Below are 16100 nucleotides of genomic sequence, written 5' to 3' on the forward strand. Positions count from 1 at the left end.
GTCCATGCGGGGCTAATCCGCCATCCCGTCGCGGCCTTCGATCGCCATCAGGGTGGCGGTCAGGAAGGCGACCAGCTTCTCCTGCCCCGCGGTCTCGGCGAAGACCTCCGCCTGCGCCAGGGTCAGGGTGCGCCCGGCCTTGATGACGCGGCCGCGGGCCAGGATGCGCTCGCCGGCCGCGGGCGCCACCAGGTTGATCTTGAACTCGGTGGTCAGCACCCCGGCCCCCGGCGGCATCAGGGTCAGCGCGGCATAGCCCGCGGCGGTGTCCGCGATGGCCGCCACCGCGCCGGCATGGACGAAGCCATGCTGCTGCGACACGGCGGGGCTCGCCGGCAGCGCGATCCCGACCGCTCCTGGCTCGATGCGCAGGATCGATGCGCCGAGGGTGCGCATCAGCCCCTGCTTGTCGAAGCTGGCCTGGATGCGAGCCCGGAAGGCCGGGTCCTTCGGGATCGGAGGGCTCAAGGGATCAGTCCTTGTTGCTCACCCCGGCCTGGGCGAAGGTGGCCATGCCCTCGTGGCAGGCCAGGGCGCCGCGAACCAGGCCGATCGCCAGGGCGGCGCCGGAGCCCTCGCCCAGCCGCATGCCGAGGTCCAGCAGCGCGGTGCGGCCCAGCTTGTCCAGCAGCCGGCGATGCCCCGGCTCGGCCGAGACATGGGCGATCTGGCAATGGTCGAGCGCATGGCGGTCGGCCGCCCACAGCACCGCCGCGGCGGCGGTGCAGGTGTAGCCGTCCAGCAGCACCGGGATCCGCGCCATCCGCGCCGCCAGCACCGCGCCGACGATCGCCGCCAGCTCCAGCCCGCCGAAATGACGCAGGATCTCGAACGGGTCGGTCAGCGCCGCGCGATGGACGGCCAGGCCCTGGGCCACCACCTCGGCCTTGCGCCTGACTCCCGCGGCGTCGACCCCGGTGCCGGGCCCGACCCAATCGGCCGGGTCGCCGCCGAACAGCGCGGTGGCCAGGGCGGCGCCGGAGGTGGTGTTGCCGATCCCCATCTCGCCCAGGCACAGCAGGTCCAGCCCCGGCTCCACCGCCATCATGCCGTAGGCCATGGCGCGGGCGCAGTCGGCCTCGGTCATCGCCGGGGCGATGGTGAAGTCGGCGGTCGGGCGGTCGAGGTCCAGCTCATAGACCCGGAGGTCGCTGTCCGCGACCTGGCACAGCTGGTTCACCGCGGCGCCGCCGGCGACGAAGTTCTGCACCATCTGGGCGGTGACCGCGACCGGATAGGCCGACACGCCCTGGGCCACGGCGACGCCGTGGTTGCCGGCGAACACCGCCACCCGCGGCCGGCGCAGCTGCGGCGGGGCCTTGCCCTGCCATACCGCCATCCATTCGGTCAGGTCCTCCAGCCGGCCGAGCGACCCCGGCGGCTTGGTCAGCTGCCGGTCGCGCTCGCGCACTGCGGTGCCCGCCTCCAGGTCGGGGCCGGGCAGATGGCGCAGCAAAGCGCGCATTTCGTCGAGCGTGTCGGGCGGCTGAAGCTGGGACATGGCGGGCTTCCGGTTGCGGGAGCGCGGACCCTGCCACCAAAGCGCCGTGGCGTCAAAACCGATGCGGGGCGGGATGGGCGGTGCTCCCTTTCCGTCATTGCGGGGGAGGCGAAGCCGACGAAGCAATCCATGGACCCGCCTGGCATGGATTGCTTCGCTGCGCTTGCAATGACGAGGGAGGGAAGATGCGACGCGCCTATTCCGCCGCCTTCCGCGCCGCCAGTCGGGCGGCGAAGGTGGCGACCACGTCGCGCAGCCCGGGGTCGTCCAGCAGCGCCAGCGCCGCGTCCGGGTCCAGCCAGCGCGTCTCGCGCTGGTCGCGCTCGGGCCAGCTCTTGTGCTGCCGTTCGACCTGCAGCGGGAAGACGCGGACCTCGCAGGGCACGCTGACCCCGTCCTCCAGCCATTTGTCGTAGACGAAGCTGCCGATCGACTTGGCGGCCACGGCGCCGCGCACCCCGGCCTCCTCATAGGCCTCGCGGGCGGCGGACTTGGCCGGCTTCAGCCCCTTGATCGGCCAGCCCTTGGGGATGATCCAGCGCCGCGTCTGGCGCGAGGTGACGAGCAGGATCTCGAGCGATCCGTCCGGCCGGAAGCGGTAGGGCAGGGCCCCTTGCTGGATGCGGATCGCCTTGGATTTGCCCGCCACTGTCCCCCCTGACCCCGAATTCCAGGCGGGCCTTGATCCCCCCGGGTAAATCGGGAACGATCGACTCGTTCGGCAGGCCCGACCGAAGCCTAGGTCAAGACGCGGGAGGTGGCGACCCATCATCATGCCCGACCGTGAAGGACCGTCCCGAGAATGAGCTTTCCCGTCACCTTGATCGATCTCGCCGGGTCCATCGCCCTGCTGCTGTGGGGCACGCACATGGTGCAGACGGGAATCCAGCGCACCTTCGGCCCGAAGCTGCGCGCCATCCTCGGCACCGCGCTCAAGAACCGGTTTCGTGCCTTCTTCGCCGGCATCGGCGTGACTGCGGTGCTGCAGAGCAGCACGGCGACCGGGCTGATGGTCTCCGGCTTCGCCGCCGGCGGGCTGGTCGACCTGGTACCGGCGCTGGCGGTGATGCTCGGCGCCAATGTCGGCACCACGCTGATCGTCCAGGTGCTGTCCTTCGACGTCGCCGCGGCCTCGCCGGCCCTGATCCTGATCGGCTTCCTGCTGTTCCGCCGCGATTCCTCCACCCAGTCGCATGATCTCGGCCGGGTCTTCATCGGCCTCGGCCTGATGCTGCTGGCGCTGCACCAGCTGCTGGCGCTGATGACGCCCTATGAGGACGCGCCCAGCCTGCGCATGCTGCTCGGCGCGGTCTCGACCACGCCGGTGCTGGACGTGCTGCTGGCCGCCGCCTTCACCTGGGCGGCGCATTCCAGCGTCGCCGTGGTGCTGCTGATCATGTCGCTGGCCGCCAACGGCGTGGTGCCGCCCGAGGCCGCCTTCGCCCTGGTGCTGGGCGCCAATCTCGGCACCGCGATCAACCCGGTGATCGAGGGCGTGTCCAGCGAGGACCCGGCGGCCAAGCGGCTGCCGATCGGCAACCTGCTCAACCGCACGCTCGGCGTGCTGCTGGCGCTGGCGGCGCTGGGGCCGCTCGGCGAGCTGATGGTCCGGATCGAGCCCGACAACGCCCGCGCCGTGGCCGATTTCCACACCCTGTTCAACCTGGCTCTGGCGGTGGTGTTCTTCCCGCTGCTGACGCCCTACGCGAAGCTGCTGCAGCGCCTGCTGCCGCGGCGCGTCGACCCCTCTGACCCGTCGCGGCCGCTGTATCTCGACGCCGCCGCGCGGGAGACGCCGATCGTCGCCTTGGGGGGTGCCGCGCGCGAGGCGATGCGCCTGGCCGACGTGCTGGAGGCGATGCTGCACGGCGCCCGCGACGCGCTGCAGAAGGGCGACCGCAAGGTGATCGCCGAGACCAAGCGGATGGACGACGTGCTCGACCATCTCAACACCGCGATCAAGGGCTACCTCACCTCGCTCGACCCCGATGCGCTCAGCCCGGCCGACCACCGCCGGCTGGGCGAGATCCTGCACTTCGCCATGAACATGGAGCAGGCGGGCGACGTGGTGGAGGGCAACCTGCTGCCGCATGCGGCCAAGCGGCTGAAGCGGGGCCTCGAATTCTCCAAGGAGGGCGAGGCCGAACTGCTGTCGATGATGGACCGCCTGGCCACCAATTTGCGCACCGCCGCCTCGCTGTTCATGACCGACGACCGCCGCGCGGCGCGGATGCTGGTCGAGGAGAAGGTGACGTTCCGCGACCTCGAGGCGGCGGCGACCCAGTCGCATTTCGAGCGGCTGCGCACCGGCCGGCGCGACACGGCGGAGACCAGCGCGATGCATCTCGACCTGCTGCGCGACATGAAGCGGGTCAACGGCCACATCGTGTCCGCCGCCGCCTATCCCGTGCTCGAACGCTCGGGCGAATTGCTGGCCAGCCGGGTCACGGACGGCGACGGCTCCTAGCCGGCGAGCAGGCCGAGGCCCAGCGCGGTGGCCACGGCCTCGGTCCGGCTGGAGGCCTGCAGCTTGCGGATCAGGGATTTGACGTGGTCCTCGACCGTGTAGACCGACAGGCCCAGCCGGCGGGCGGCCTCCTTGTTCGAGGCGCCGCGGGCCACCAAGGCCAGGCAGTCCTTCTCCCGGCGGGTCAGGGTCGCCGCCGCCTGCGACAGGCTGGCGGCCACGCGCTGCGCCTCCGCGGCGGCGAGACGCCGCTCGATGTCGAGCGCCCGGCCGAGATGCGGGGCGACATAGCGCAGGAAGCGCGCCTGCTCCTCGCCCCAGCCGAATCCCTGGCGCGGCCGCCAGATCGCGACGGCGACGGCGGGCTCCTGCCGGTCGGCCCTGACCAGGCACAGGCTGCTGTGCAGGCCCTGCGGCTTCAGGAAATCAGTGTGGAAATCCATCCAGGCGCCAGCCGTCTCCGGCATCGGCACGCCATCGATGAAGACCGACCAGGCCGGCAGTTTCGGCCATGCCGACGGTCCGGACCGTCGGTCGTCCCGGGGGCCGGCTTCGGCCGAGGCTGTGCGGAAGAGGTGTTGCGCTGGACAGAACCGATGAACCGCCATTCTCCGGCCATCGAGGACTTGCGAGAGGAGGTCGAGAACGGCCTCCCAGTCGCCATGGCCGACTGCGGCATCATAAGCCCGGCCGATCAAATCATCGAGAATGCCTTCATTCAACATAATGATTCAGCCATATATGAATATGTAAGGCTCGTCCGCTGCCTTAAGCGCAGCGGACGAGCATGAGTTATTATAGTGAAGTTTGTGGTCTTTCAGTGGCGGCAAGGATTGATTTGGATATTCTGCCCTGAGTTCTGCTTTGGATTGAGCATTCCAAGAAGACCCTTGGGATTATTTGCTGTACTGAGGAGCGAACGGCTAGAGCATGAAGTCCGCCGCGACCAGCGCCATGGCGCCGGTCAGGACGATGGCGAAGTCGGCCACCGCGTCTCCATTGACGTCCCCACTGACGACGGTGAAGCCGCCGGACACGGTCGCATGCAACTCGCCGGCATGGTGGGTGAAGGCACCGGCGCCGATGAAGTTGAAGGCCTGGTCGCCGGCGACCGTGGTGTTGGCGTCGATCCCGACCAGGTCGATCCGGTCACCCTGGGCATGGGAGAAGTCAGTGATCCGGTCGGCGCTGGCTACCAGGCTCTGGCCGACGCTGCCGTAGACGAAGCGGTCCGCCCCGGCGCCGCCCGCCAGGATGTCCTGGCCGCCGAGCCCTGCCAGCACGTCGTTGCCGGCGTTGCCGACCAGGGTGTTCGCGCCGCCGTCGCCGAGCAGCGCATCGTTGAAGCTGCTGCCGTAGAGGTTCTCGACCGAGACCAGCACGTCGCCCGTGGCATTGCCACCGGCGGCGGTGCCGGCGGCCAGGTTGATGAGGACGGCGCTGGCGCTCTCGCTGTACATCGCGGTGTCGATGCCGGCGCCGCCGTCGATGTGGTCCGCCCCGACGCCACCGCGCAGGATATCGTTGCCGTCCATGCCATTGAGCGTGTCGTTGCCGGCCTGGCCGTCGAGGGTGTCGCCGCCGCCATAGCCGGAGAGGATGTTGGCATCGGCCGACCCGATCAGGACGTCGTTGTAGCCGGAGGTGCCCTGGACGTTCTCGACGCCCGAGATGACATCGCCCTGGGCCTCGCCGCCGACGCCGACGCCGGTGGTCAGGTTGACGGAGACGCCGGCGGCGCCGTTGTAGTCGATGGTGTCGATGCCGGCCCCGCCATTCAGCGTGTCCGCCCCGTTGCCGCCCTGCAGGAAGTCGTCGCCGTCCATGCCGTTGAGCGTGTCGTTGCCGTCGCCGCCGTAGAGGCCATCGGCGCCGCCGTAGCCGGACAGGACATTGGCGTCGGCCGATCCGATCAGGGTGTCGCCGTAGCCGGTGGTGCCCTGGACGTTCTCGACCCCGCTGATGACGTCGCCCGCGGCCTCGCCGTAGAAGCCTTGGCCGGTGGCTAGGTTGACATAGACCCCGGCGGCGCCGTTGTAGTCGATGGTGTCGATGCCGGTGCCGCCGTTCAGCGTGTCCGCCCCGTTGCCGCCCTGGAGGAAGTCGTTGCCGTCCATGCCGTTGAGCGTGTCGTTGCCGTCGCGGCCGTAGAGATAGTCGTTGCCGCCATAGCCGGAGAGGACGTTGGCGACGGCCGACCCGTAAAGGTAGTCGGCATAGCCGCCGGTGCCCTGGACGTTCTCGATGTCGTAGAGCCGGTCGCCCGCAGCCTCGCCGTAATAGCCGTAGCCGCTGGCCAGGTCGATATAGACCCCGGCCGTGCCGTTGTAGTCGGCGGTGTCGATGCCGGACCCGCCATAGAGCGTGTCCGCCCCGGCCCCACCCTGCAGGAAGTCGTCGCCGCCATATCCGGACAGGACGTTGTTGGCGGCCGACCCGATCAGGGAGTCGCCGTAGCCGCCGGTGCCCTGGACGTTCTCGATGTCGTAGAGCCGGTCGCCCGCGGCCTCGCCGTAGTAGCCGTAGCCGGTGGCCAGGTTCACATACACTCCGGTCGTGCCGTTGTAGTCGGCGGTGTCGGTGCCGGACCCGCCATAGAGCGTGTCCGCCCCGGCCCCACCCTGCAGGAAGTCGTCGCCGCCGTAGCCGGACAGGACGTTGTCGGCGGCCGACCCGATCAGGGTGTCGCCGTAGCCGCCGGTGCCCTGGACGTTCTCGATATTGAACAGCCGGTCGCCCGCGGCCTCGCCGTAGTAGCCGTAGCCGGTGGCCAGGTTCACATACACTCCGGTCGTGCCGTTGTAGTCGACGGTGTCGACGCCGTCGCCGCCGTCCAGCCAGTCGGCGCCGTTGCCGCCTTGCAGGAAGTCGTTGCCGGTCATGCCATAGAGCGTGTCGTTGCCGTCGCGACCGTAGAGATAGTCGTTGCCGCCGTAGCCGGAGAGAACGTTGGCGACGGCGGAGCCGTACAGGGTGTCGCCGTAGCCGCCGGTGCCCTGGACGTTTTCGATGTTGAACAGCCGGTCGCCGGCGGCCTCGCCATAGTAGCCGTAGCCGCTGGCCAGGTCGACATACACGCCGGCCGCACCGTTGTAGTCGACGGTGTCGATGCCATTGCCACCATCCAGCCAGTCGGCGCCGTTGCCACCTTGCAGGAAGTCGTTGCCGTCGAAGCCATACAGCGTATCGTTGCCGTCATAGCCATACATGTTGTCGGCGAACGACGTTCCGAAAAACAGGTTGTTGCCGCTGTTGCCATAGAAATTAGCCACTTGAATCTCCTGTGAGAACGGGCAGCCGCGCCGATGCTTGGTTGGCTTGGCGGCCTCGTCGATTGCGTGAGGCGAATTCGGGCCAAAGTGACGACGTCACCGGAAGCGGGCCGGCTCCGTTGAGAGGCAGGTGCAGCGGCCGGAGTTTCAGCCGTGCGTCGACCGGCCCCTCGATCGTATCGTGGTCAGGATGGTCCCCTGTGGTGGCCGGACCGCGTCCATCGCTCGGGATATGCTTGTCGGTGATGAACCATGTGGTTCCATCGCCCGACAGGCCTGTTTCTTGATCCAGCCGGGCTGTTCCGCCCGCCTGTGCCGCGTCCACGATGACGAGAAATCGCCTCGGGCCGTATGCTGCTGGCCGCGACGTGCCCCTCCGCAAGAGGGCCGCTTCCGGGGGATCGTTGCCCATCGGACAGCAGTGCCGCGTACTCTTACAGTGTCCGGATTTGGGGGAGTCGCCTCAACCCCCCAGGATCGGGGGGATATCGCCGAATTCTGGGCGGGGAGCGATGCTTCTCGAAGTTGGTATGCGTATTTTGCCCGGGTGTAATTGACGCGCCAATTTCACCCGGGTATAAGGCGCGGCTCCAGCCGTGTCGCCAGGAAGGCATCATGACCGCGAACTCCGAGCCATCGACCTGCACCGCCTTCGCCGGGCCGCGCCGCATCGCCTCCGGCCCGCTGGCCGAGGTGGCGCTGGCGGTGAAGCGCGCCGTCGAGGGCGGCGAGGCGGCGCCGGTGCTGGTGTTCGACGACGGCACCAGCCGGCCGGTGGAGATCGACCTGCGCGGCAGCGAGGCCGAGATGCTGGCCCGCCTGGCGCCGGCCGTCCCGGAGGTCCCGGCGCCGGCCGCGCCGCGCGGCCCCGGCCGCCCCCGGCTCGGCGTCGTCGCCCGCGAGGTCACGCTGCTGCCGCGGCATTGGGACTGGCTGTCGCAGCAGCCCGGCGGCGCCTCGGTGACGCTGCGCCGCCTGGTCGAGGAGGCCCGGCGCGGCGGCGAGGGACGGGACCGGCTGCGCCTGGCGCAGGAGGCGGCCTACCGCTTCATGGCGGCGATGGCCGGCGACCTGCCCGGTTTCGAGGAGGCGTCGCGCGCCCTGTTCGCGCATGATCGGGACCGATTCGACGCGCTGAACGGGGCCTGGCCCGCCGACATCCGCGACCATGCGCGGCGGCTGGCGGCGGCCGCCTTCGCCGTGTCGCGGCCGGCCTGAACGAGGGGGAGCATCATGTCCGAAGCGATCCAACGCCCGGTCCCGACCTTGCCCGTCGCGGCCCCGGCGCCGGTGCTGTGGAAGGCGTTCCTGCTGTTCCTCGGGCCGATGATGCTCAGCAACATCCTCCAGGCCCTGTCCGGCACCATCAACGGCATCTATCTCGGCCAGATGATCGGGGTCGGGGCGCTGGCCGCGGTCTCGGCCTTCTTCCCGATCCTGTTCTTCTTCATCTCCTTCATCATCGGCCTCGGCGGCGGTGCCTCGGTGCTGATCGGCCAGGCCTGGGGCGCCCGGGACCCGGAGAAGGTCAAGGCGATCGCCGGCACGACGCTGTCGGTGACCATCCTGGCCGGGCTCGCCGTCGCCCTGTTCGGCGGCGCCTTCACCCGGTCGTTGCTGGCCGTGGTGGGAACGCCGCCCGACATCCTGGCCGATTCCACCGCCTATGCCCGGATCATGCTGATCGCCATGCCGGGGCTGTTCGTCTTCATCCTGATGACGTCGATGATGCGCGGCGTCGGCGACACGGTCACGCCGCTGTTCGTCCTGCTGCTGCAGACCGGGATCGGGCTGCTGCTGACGCCGGCGCTGATCCGCGGCTGGGGCGGGCTGCCGCAGATGGGCGTGCTCAGCGGCGCCTATGCCGCGATCGTCTCCTTCCTGGTCGCCCTGGCCTGGCTGGCGGTCCATCTGCGCCGCCGCGGCCATGCGCTGGCGCCCGATGCCGCCCTGCTGCGCCATCTCTGGATCGATCCGAAGATCCTGCGGGCCGTGCTGCGCATCGGCCTGCCCTCTGGCGTTCAGCTGGTGCTGGTGTCGGTGGCCGAGGTCGCGGTGCTGTCCTTCGTCAACGGCTTCGGCTCCGACGCCACCGCCGCCTATGGCGCGGTCAACCAGGTGGTCAGCTACGTCCAGTTCCCGGCGATCTCGATCGCCATCACCGCCTCGATCTTCGGCGCCCAGGCGATCGGCGCCGGCCGGGTCGACCGGCTTGGCGCCATCACCCGCACCGGCATCCTGCTCAACCTCGCCGTCACCGGCGGGCTGGTGGCGGTCGCCTACCTGTTCTCGCGCACGCTGATGGGCTTCTTCCTGACCAGCGGCCCGGTGATCGAGCTGGCGCAGACCCTGCTGCACATCACGCTGTGGAGCTACATCATGTTCGGCCTTGCCGCCGTGGTGGCCGGGGTGATGCGGGCCAGCGGCACGGTGCTGGCGCCGATGGCGATCTCGCTCTTCGCCATCCTCGGCGTCGAGGTGCCGGTGGCGTGGTGGCTCAGCCACAGCATCGGCATCAACGGCATCTGGATCGCCTATCCCATCGCCTTCGGCGTGATGGCCCTGGGCCAGGCGGCCTACTACCGGCTGGTGTGGCGGAAGCAGGCGATCCGCCGCTTGGTTTGAGACAGGCGGTTGAGCTGCTTTTGCATTGCCTCTTCCACCCCTCAGTCGTCATTGCGAGGAGGCGAAGCCGACGAAGCAATCCATGGCGCCGCCTGGCATGGATTGCTTCGCTGCGCTCGCAATGACGGGGAGGGTGTCGGGAGAGGCGACGCGACGGTTCTCAATCACGCCACGATCGTTCGGGTGAGCGCTCTTGCCCGCCACGAGACAACCGGTTAACCCGCTCGATATGGACGATCTCCTGCGCGAGCTCCGCGTCGCCACCGGGTTCCTGACCCGGCTGCCGGTGCGCTGGCCGGATGCGGCGCCGGCCGATGCGCTGGCGCGGTCGATGCGGGTGTTCCCGCTGGTCGGCGCCGGCATCGGCCTCGCCGCCGGGCTGGCCTGGGCGCTGGCGCTGGGACTTGGCGCCCCCCATCTGGTCGCGGCGCTGCTGGCGCTGGCGGCCCAGGCGCTGCTGACCGGGGCGCTGCACGAGGACGGGCTGGCCGATGTCGCCGACGGCTTCGGCGGCGGGCGCGACCGCGACCGCACCCTCGAGATCATGCGCGACAGCCGGATCGGCAGCTACGGCACCCTGGCCCTGGTGCTGTCGGTCGGGCTGCGCGCGGCGGCCCTGGCGGCCATCGCATCGCCCTGGGCCGGCGTCGCGGCGCTGGCCGCGGCCGGGGCGGTGTCGCGGGCGACCTGTCCGGCGCTGCTGGCCTGGCTGCCGCCGGCCCGGACCGACGGGCTGGGCGCCGGGGCCGGGCGGGCGCCGTCCGAAGCCCTGGCCGTCGCCCTCGGCCTCGCCGCCTGCTTCGCCCTGCTGCTGCTCGGGCTGGGCCATGGCCTGGCCGCCCTGGTCCTGGCGGCCTTGCCGGCCTGGGCGCTGGCCGGGCTGGCGCGGCGGCGCATCGGCGGCCACACCGGCGACGTGCTGGGCGCGGCGCAACAGCTGGCCGAGGTCGCGGTGCTGTGCGCCGCGGCGGCGTCATGAGCACCACCCGCTGGTGGTGGATCCGCCACGCTCCGGCGGTCAACCCGGACAAGCTGCTCTACGGCCGGCTCGACCTCGCGGCCGACACCGGCGACACGGCGGCGATCGCGGCCCTGGCCGCCCGGCTGCCGCGCCGCGCGGTGTGGCTGCACTCGCCGCTGCGCCGCACGGCCGAAACCGCCGCGGCCCTGCTGGGGGCGATGGGGGAGACGATCGTGCCGGTCACGGTGCCGGAGCTGATCGAGCAGAGCTTCGGCGACTGGCAGGGCCGGCCCAGCCGCGAGGTCTATGCCGGGCTGCCCCGCCACGACCCGTTCTGGTCGCATCCGGCCGCCCACGCCCCGCCGGGCGGCGAAAGCTTCGACGCGGTGATGGCCCGGGTGCAGCCGGCGATCCGCGGCCTCGGCGCCGCCCATCCCGGCCGCGACATCGTGGCCGTCGCCCATGCCGGCACCATCCGCGCCGCGGTGGCGCTGGCGCTCGATCTCGACGGCGAACGCGCGCTGCGCCTGGCGGTCGACACGCTGTCGCTGACCCGGCTCGACCTGATCCGGTCATCCTCAAGGGGTAAATCTTGGCGAATCGTCACCCAAAATCTGCCATCCGGAACAGAAAAGATGTATTGATTGTTTAGTGCTGGGCCATGATTCTTCATCTGGAATCTGAGGGGAGCCTCCATGATCGACCGCCGCATGTTTTTCCGCCTGACCGGCGCATCGGCGGCCGGGTTGGCCCTATCCGGCACCCTGTCCGCCTGCGGCTCGAGCACCTCGACCCAGAGCGACGCCCAGCTGCTGGTGGATGAAAGCCGGGGCGCGCTGCAAGACCTGCTGTCGGCGCAGGAGCTGTCGGCGATGCCGCGCTACATCCGCGGCGCCAAGGCGGTGCTAATCTCCCCGTCGCTGCTGCGTGGCGGCTTCATCTTCGGCGGCCGCGGCGGCAATGCCCTGATGCTGGTCCGCCTGGCGGACGGCAACTGGAGCTATCCGGCCTTCTACGGCATCGGCGGCGGCAGCTTCGGGCTGCAGATCGGCGGGCAGGTGTCGCAGCTGGTGCTGACGATCATGACCGAAAAGGGCCTGAAGGCGGTGGAGCAGAGCAACTTCACCGTCGGCGCCGACCTGACGGGGGCGCTGTTCACCCTGGGTGCCGGCGTCGGGGCCTCCACCGGCCTCAACACCAACGCCGACATGTACGCCTTCTCGCAGAACAAGGGCCTGTTCGCCGGCGGCACGCTGGACGGCACCGTCATCAGCGAGGACCAGGGCCGGAACGACGCCTATTACGGCTTCGGCACCGCGGCCCGCACCATCTTCCTCGGCCAGAAGAGCAATCCGGGGGCCGACCAGCTGCGCAATTTGATGCCGAGATAGGGCGGATTGCGGATTCCCCACTTCGCCATCCCCGCTTTCGCATCGCGAAAGCGGGGATGGCGTTTGGAAAGAGGGGCCGCTCTTCAGTCATTCACCGGAATCACCGACCCGTGGTAGCGGTCGCGGATGAACTTCGCCACCGCGGGCGAGGTCAGCACCGCGGCCAGGCGCTTGATACGCGGGTCGTCCGCCAGCTTCGGCGTGGTCACCAGGATGTTGCCGTAGGGGTTGCCCTCGGCCTTCTCCAGCCCCAGCGCGTCCTTGGCCGGGGTCAGCCCGGCCTCGAGCGCGTAGTTGCCGTTGATCACCGCCAGGTCGACGTCGTCGAGCGCGCGCGGCAGCAGCGCCGATTCGACCCCCAGCACCTTGAGGTGCTTGGGGTTGCCGGCGATGTCGTTCGGCGTCGCCAGCTGCTTGTCGGGCTCGGCGAAGCCGTCCTTCAGCGTGATCAGCTTCTGGTCCTGCAGCAGGTAGAGGGCGCGGCTGAGGTTGGTGACGTTGTTCGGCACCGCCACCGTGCCGCTGTCCGGCACCTCGGCGAAGCTCTTGTGCCGGCGGGAATAGACGCCCAGCGGCTCGACATGCACGGTGGCGGCCACCGCGAAGCTCTGGCCCAGCGCCTGTTCCTGCGAGCGCAGATAGGGCACGTGCTGGAAGTAGTTGGCGTCGATGTCGCCATGCGCCAGCAGCTCGTTCGGGTTGACCGCGGTGCTGAGCTCGATGATCTCCAGCTTCAGGTCGGGCGCCTGTTGCTGGACGAAGGCCAGGATCTCGGCATGGGGCACGGCGTCGGCGGCGACGCGCAGCGGCGCGTCCTGGGCCAGGGCGGCGCCGGCCAGGAGAACAGGCAAGGCGGCAGCGGCGGCCGCCCGCGCGAGGCGGGCGGTCATGAGGCGAAGCATGGGGTTTCTCTAAGTTTGGGGGGCGCGGCGTGTCAGGCGGTGGTCGCGGCTTGGGCGGCCAGGATGTCGGCATAGTGGCGCTTGGCCACGTCGGGGTGCGAGCGCAGGCGGCCCTTCAGGTAGTTCGGCCCGACATCGTGGAACAGCGGGTTCTGCGGGTCGCTGGCCGGGCCCCGCGCCTCGGCCGCCAGGGCCGGCGGCAAGTCGAGCAGCGGCACCGTCGCGTCCAGCCGGGCGCCGAGGAAGAAGGCGACCGACAGCCGGTCGGCCCCGGCCGGCGGCGTGATCACCCGGTGCACCGTGGCGCGGAGGTAGCCGTTGGTCGCCAGCTCCAACAGCTCGCCGATATTGACCACGAAGGTGCCCGGCACCGGCTCGGCGTCGATCCAGCGCCCGTCCTCGCCCTCGACCTGCAGGCCGCGCTGCTGGTCCTGCAGCAGCAGGGTCAGGAACCCGGAATCCTTGTGGGCGCCGACGCCCTGGTCGCTGCCGGTGGCGTCGCGGCCGGGGTAGCGGATGATCTTGATGTGCTGGTTCGGGGTGTCGCCATAGATCGGCTCCAGCGCGTCCGCCGGCTGGTCCAGCGCCTCGGCGAAGGCGCCGAGCAGGCGGATGGCGATGCGGGTCAGCTCCGCCTGCCAGCGCAGCAGCACGGTCTTCAGCTCCGGCTGCGCCGCCGGCCACTGGTTCGGGCCCTGCAGCCGCAGCCAGGCCGGCACGCCGGGGCCCTGCGGGATCACCGGCCGTTCGGCGCCGATGTCGAGCTGCTCGCGCCAGTCCGGCTGGCCGCGCGTCAGCTCCCAGGCGGCGCGGGTGAAGCCGCGGAAATGCGGCGAGTTCACCATCTCGATCGCCAGCTTGTCGGCCTCGGGCAGGGCGAAGAAGCGGCGCGATTCCGCCCGCACCTGGTCGACCAGCGATTCGGGCACGCCATGGCCGCCGAGATAGAAGAAGCCGACGTCGCGGGCCGCGGTGCGCAGTCGGTCGAGGAAGGCGCGGCGCGCCGCCGGCCCGGCATCGAGCTGGGCGAGGTCGAGCAGCGGAAGGGCGAGGGTGGCGGTGGTCATGGGATCCTCGGGCCGGCTGAATCAACGGCGTGGAAGCGCGCAATCCATAAATTTACATACCGAATTTCAGGTATGGATTATATAACAAATGTAAATTGCTGTTTACGCTCCCCAATCTTGTCATTGCCCGGCGTGACAGTGACGAGGCGGTTGCTCCAGTGCGAGCGCCGGCCAACCCTGGGCTCTCTCCTCAACCAGACGGCCTATCCTTGCCTAGTCCGCGACCGCGTCACACCGGCTCGATCTTATCCGGCAGCGCCGGGGGCGGCGTGGGGCGCGGCGGCAGCCCCAGGCTGTCATAGGCCAGCCGCACCGCGGCGAGGCCGTGGGTGCGCTCCAGCCGCCGCACCGTGAAATGGGCTCGCGCCAGCCGCCGGAAATGCTCGAGGAAGGCGAGGTTGACCGTGGCGCCGGCCGCGGCGCCCAGCACCGGGGCGGCCTGGGCCGACAGCTTCAGCAGCACCGGGCCGCTGAACCGCGCCGCGACCGCCGAGACCAGGCGCGGCATCACCGCCGCCGTGGCGTTGGGCACCACCCGGGCCAGGGCGATCCGGGTGGCGAGATAGCCGGTCTCGACCGCATCGTCGGCCGGGTCGGGCCGGCCCAAGGCGAAGACCTTGAGGCATTCGACCGCCGTTTCCGGGCTGGCCGGATCCTCCCCCGCCGCCGCGGCCKCGGCCGCGATCTGACGCAGCAGCAGGGTGGTGGAGACCGGCAGTTCCAGCAGCGTGCCGGGCAGGCCGAAGGCGCCGCCGGCGGCGCCGCTGGCCGCCGCCAGACCGCGATGCAGCCACGCCTCCGGCCCGCGCGGCACGCCGCGGCCGGGGCCGCTGCGCAGGGCCGCCTTCAGCGCGGTCGTCAGGGCGCGGCGGACGGCGCCGTCGAGTGCGGACTGGATGTGGGCCGGCAGGTTGCGCTTCAGCGCCTCGACCGGCGTGCCGGCCAGGGCGGACAGCCGCGCGGTCAGCGTGTCCTGGTCGAGCACCGCCTTGGCCGCGGCCAGCTCGGCCATGGCGTCGGGCGGCAGGGGCAGCGGGACGGGCAGCGCGGCGGTCGTGGTCATACCCGAAAGATTGGGGGCCGCGGCGGGATGGCAAGGGCGTGATCGCGGTTGAGCCCCGGCGCCGCCATCGCCATGATCGCGCCATGCAGCGCATCCAGCCCGGCGATCCCATCGTGATCCTGACCGGGGCCGGCATCTCGAAGGAGAGCGGCCTCGACACCTTCCGCGACACCGGCGGGGTCTGGACCCGCGTGCGGCTGGAGGATGTGGCGACGCCCGAGGCCTTCGACCGCGATCCCGACCTGGTGCACGGCTTCTACAACGCCCGCCGCCGCACCCTGGCCGACTCGGCCATCCAGCCCAACCCGGCGCATGCGGCGCTGGTGCGGCTGGAGCGCGATTGGCCGGGCCCGGTGCTGCTGGTCACCCAGAATGTCGACGATTTGCACGAGCGGGCGGGCAGCCGCGGCCTGATCCACATGCATGGCCAGCTGGCGCGGGCCCGCTGCCTGGCCTGCGGCGCCGGCCGGGACTGGGCCGGCGACCTGTCGGTCGACACCCCCTGCCCCGCCTGCGGCGCCACCGGCGGGATGCGGCCCGACGTGGTGTGGTTCGGCGAGATGCCGCTGGCGATGGCGGAGATCGAGGCGGCGCTGGCGGCCTGCCGGCTGTTCGTGTCGATCGGCACCTCGGGCACCGTCTATCCCGCCGCCGCCTTCGTCCACCAGGCGCTGGACGCCGGCGCCCTGACGGTCGAGCTGAACCTGGAGCCGGGCCAGGCCTCCGGCCTGTTCGCGATCCGCCGCCGCGGCCCGGCGACGCAGCTGGTGCCGGAGTTCGTGGAGAGGCTGCTGGCGGGCGAATTCCCCGGCCGCTGAGGCCGACACCGCACCGTCATCGAAACTTCATCG

15 protein-coding genes are annotated in these 16100 nt (G+C 70.6%); 7 read left to right on the forward strand and 8 right to left on the reverse strand.

What is annotated here, in order from left to right:
* Window positions 1-12 precede the first annotated feature (12 nt).
* The 3 genes from AB4112_RS01865 to AB4112_RS01875 form a co-directional block, all read right to left on the reverse strand.
* Complete coding sequence (locus tag AB4112_RS01865; protein WP_309800448.1) at window positions 13-468, reverse strand: PaaI family thioesterase; 456 nt, start codon at window positions 466-468, stop codon at window positions 13-15.
* A gap of 4 nt (window positions 469-472) precedes the next feature.
* Complete coding sequence (cobT, locus tag AB4112_RS01870; RefSeq protein ID WP_309800450.1) at window positions 473-1501, reverse strand: nicotinate-nucleotide--dimethylbenzimidazole phosphoribosyltransferase; 1029 nt, start codon at window positions 1499-1501, stop codon at window positions 473-475.
* A gap of 196 nt (window positions 1502-1697) precedes the next feature.
* Entirely contained in the window at window positions 1698-2150 is a 453-nt protein-coding gene (locus tag AB4112_RS01875; protein WP_309800452.1) for an NUDIX hydrolase, read from the reverse strand.
* A gap of 153 nt (window positions 2151-2303) precedes the next feature.
* On the opposite strand from AB4112_RS01875, the gene AB4112_RS01880 reads away from it, so the two are divergent.
* Entirely contained in the window at window positions 2304-3968 is a 1665-nt protein-coding gene (locus AB4112_RS01880) for a Na/Pi cotransporter family protein (protein ID WP_309800454.1), read from the forward strand.
* Here the strand turns inward: AB4112_RS01880 and AB4112_RS01885 are convergent.
* Both AB4112_RS01885 and AB4112_RS01890 read right to left on the reverse strand, forming a co-directional pair.
* Window positions 3965-4411 (reverse strand): response regulator transcription factor, encoded by a 447-nt coding sequence (locus AB4112_RS01885; protein ID WP_309800457.1) that lies wholly within the window; start codon window positions 4409-4411, stop codon window positions 3965-3967. The two genes, AB4112_RS01880 and AB4112_RS01885, sit on opposite strands and share 4 nt — an antisense overlap.
* Window positions 4412-4891: 480 nt before the next feature.
* Window positions 4892-7240 (reverse strand): calcium-binding protein, encoded by a 2349-nt coding sequence (locus tag AB4112_RS01890; protein WP_309800461.1) that lies wholly within the window; start codon window positions 7238-7240, stop codon window positions 4892-4894.
* A 615-nt stretch (window positions 7241-7855) separates the two neighbouring features.
* On the opposite strand from AB4112_RS01890, the gene AB4112_RS01895 reads away from it, so the two are divergent.
* From AB4112_RS01895 to AB4112_RS01915, 5 genes are all read left to right on the forward strand, one after another.
* On the forward strand, window positions 7856-8458 hold the full coding sequence (locus AB4112_RS01895; protein ID WP_309800462.1) for a DUF2239 family protein: 603 nt from the start codon (window positions 7856-7858) through the stop codon (window positions 8456-8458).
* 15 nt (window positions 8459-8473) lie between these two features.
* Window positions 8474-9865, forward strand: a complete 1392-nt coding sequence (locus AB4112_RS01900) for an MATE family efflux transporter (protein ID WP_309800464.1) — start codon at window positions 8474-8476, stop codon at window positions 9863-9865.
* Between the two features lie 229 nt (window positions 9866-10094).
* Window positions 10095-10844 (forward strand): adenosylcobinamide-GDP ribazoletransferase, encoded by a 750-nt coding sequence (gene cobS / locus AB4112_RS01905; RefSeq protein WP_441716832.1) that lies wholly within the window; start codon window positions 10095-10097, stop codon window positions 10842-10844.
* Window positions 10841-11470: a histidine phosphatase family protein gene (locus tag AB4112_RS01910; RefSeq protein ID WP_309800468.1), complete on the forward strand. Its 630-nt coding sequence runs from the start codon at window positions 10841-10843 to the stop codon at window positions 11468-11470. The genes cobS and AB4112_RS01910 overlap by 4 nt, the downstream gene beginning before the upstream one ends.
* 51 nt (window positions 11471-11521) lie before the next feature.
* Window positions 11522-12217 (forward strand): lipid-binding SYLF domain-containing protein, encoded by a 696-nt coding sequence (locus AB4112_RS01915; protein WP_309800470.1) that lies wholly within the window; start codon window positions 11522-11524, stop codon window positions 12215-12217.
* A gap of 83 nt (window positions 12218-12300) precedes the next feature.
* Here the strand turns inward: AB4112_RS01915 and AB4112_RS01920 are convergent, their stop codons facing one another.
* The 3 genes from AB4112_RS01920 to AB4112_RS01930 form a co-directional block, all read right to left on the reverse strand.
* Complete coding sequence (locus AB4112_RS01920) at window positions 12301-13119, reverse strand: MetQ/NlpA family ABC transporter substrate-binding protein (protein WP_441716834.1); 819 nt, start codon at window positions 13117-13119, stop codon at window positions 12301-12303.
* A 32-nt stretch (window positions 13120-13151) separates the two neighbouring features.
* Complete coding sequence (locus AB4112_RS01925) at window positions 13152-14186, reverse strand: isopenicillin N synthase family dioxygenase (protein ID WP_441716836.1); 1035 nt, start codon at window positions 14184-14186, stop codon at window positions 13152-13154.
* 229 nt (window positions 14187-14415) lie between these two features.
* Entirely contained in the window at window positions 14416-15249 is an 834-nt protein-coding gene (locus AB4112_RS01930) for an EcsC family protein (RefSeq protein WP_441716838.1), read from the reverse strand.
* Window positions 15250-15332: 83 nt separating this feature from the next.
* Between AB4112_RS01930 and AB4112_RS01935 the strand changes: the two genes are divergently transcribed.
* Complete coding sequence (locus AB4112_RS01935; RefSeq protein WP_441716840.1) at window positions 15333-16067, forward strand: NAD-dependent deacylase; 735 nt, start codon at window positions 15333-15335, stop codon at window positions 16065-16067.
* The last annotated feature ends 33 nt before the right edge of the window (window positions 16068-16100 follow it).

Origin of the sequence: Inquilinus sp. 2KB_23 (assembly GCF_052115705.1) — a bacterium.
Classification (GTDB): domain Bacteria; phylum Pseudomonadota; class Alphaproteobacteria; order DSM-16000; family Inquilinaceae; genus Inquilinus; species Inquilinus ginsengisoli_A.

Coding starts and splice junctions, on each gene's coding strand:
- cobT (WP_309800450.1), bottom strand. CDS start 1,501: ATGTCCCAGCTTCAGCCGCCCGACACGCTCGACGAAATGCGCGCTTTG.
- AB4112_RS01880 (WP_309800454.1), top strand. CDS start 2,304: ATGAGCTTTCCCGTCACCTTGATCGATCTCGCCGGGTCCATCGCCCTG.
- AB4112_RS01885 (WP_309800457.1), bottom strand. CDS start 4,411: ATGGATTTCCACACTGATTTCCTGAAGCCGCAGGGCCTGCACAGCAGC.
- AB4112_RS01895 (WP_309800462.1), top strand. CDS start 7,856: ATGACCGCGAACTCCGAGCCATCGACCTGCACCGCCTTCGCCGGGCCG.
- AB4112_RS01900 (WP_309800464.1), top strand. CDS start 8,474: ATGTCCGAAGCGATCCAACGCCCGGTCCCGACCTTGCCCGTCGCGGCC.
- cobS (WP_441716832.1), top strand. CDS start 10,095: ATGGACGATCTCCTGCGCGAGCTCCGCGTCGCCACCGGGTTCCTGACC.
- AB4112_RS01910 (WP_309800468.1), top strand. CDS start 10,841: ATGAGCACCACCCGCTGGTGGTGGATCCGCCACGCTCCGGCGGTCAAC.
- AB4112_RS01915 (WP_309800470.1), top strand. CDS start 11,522: ATGATCGACCGCCGCATGTTTTTCCGCCTGACCGGCGCATCGGCGGCC.
- AB4112_RS01920 (WP_441716834.1), bottom strand. CDS start 13,119: ATGCTTCGCCTCATGACCGCCCGCCTCGCGCGGGCGGCCGCCGCTGCC.
- AB4112_RS01925 (WP_441716836.1), bottom strand. CDS start 14,186: ATGACCACCGCCACCCTCGCCCTTCCGCTGCTCGACCTCGCCCAGCTC.
- AB4112_RS01935 (WP_441716840.1), top strand. CDS start 15,333: ATGCAGCGCATCCAGCCCGGCGATCCCATCGTGATCCTGACCGGGGCC.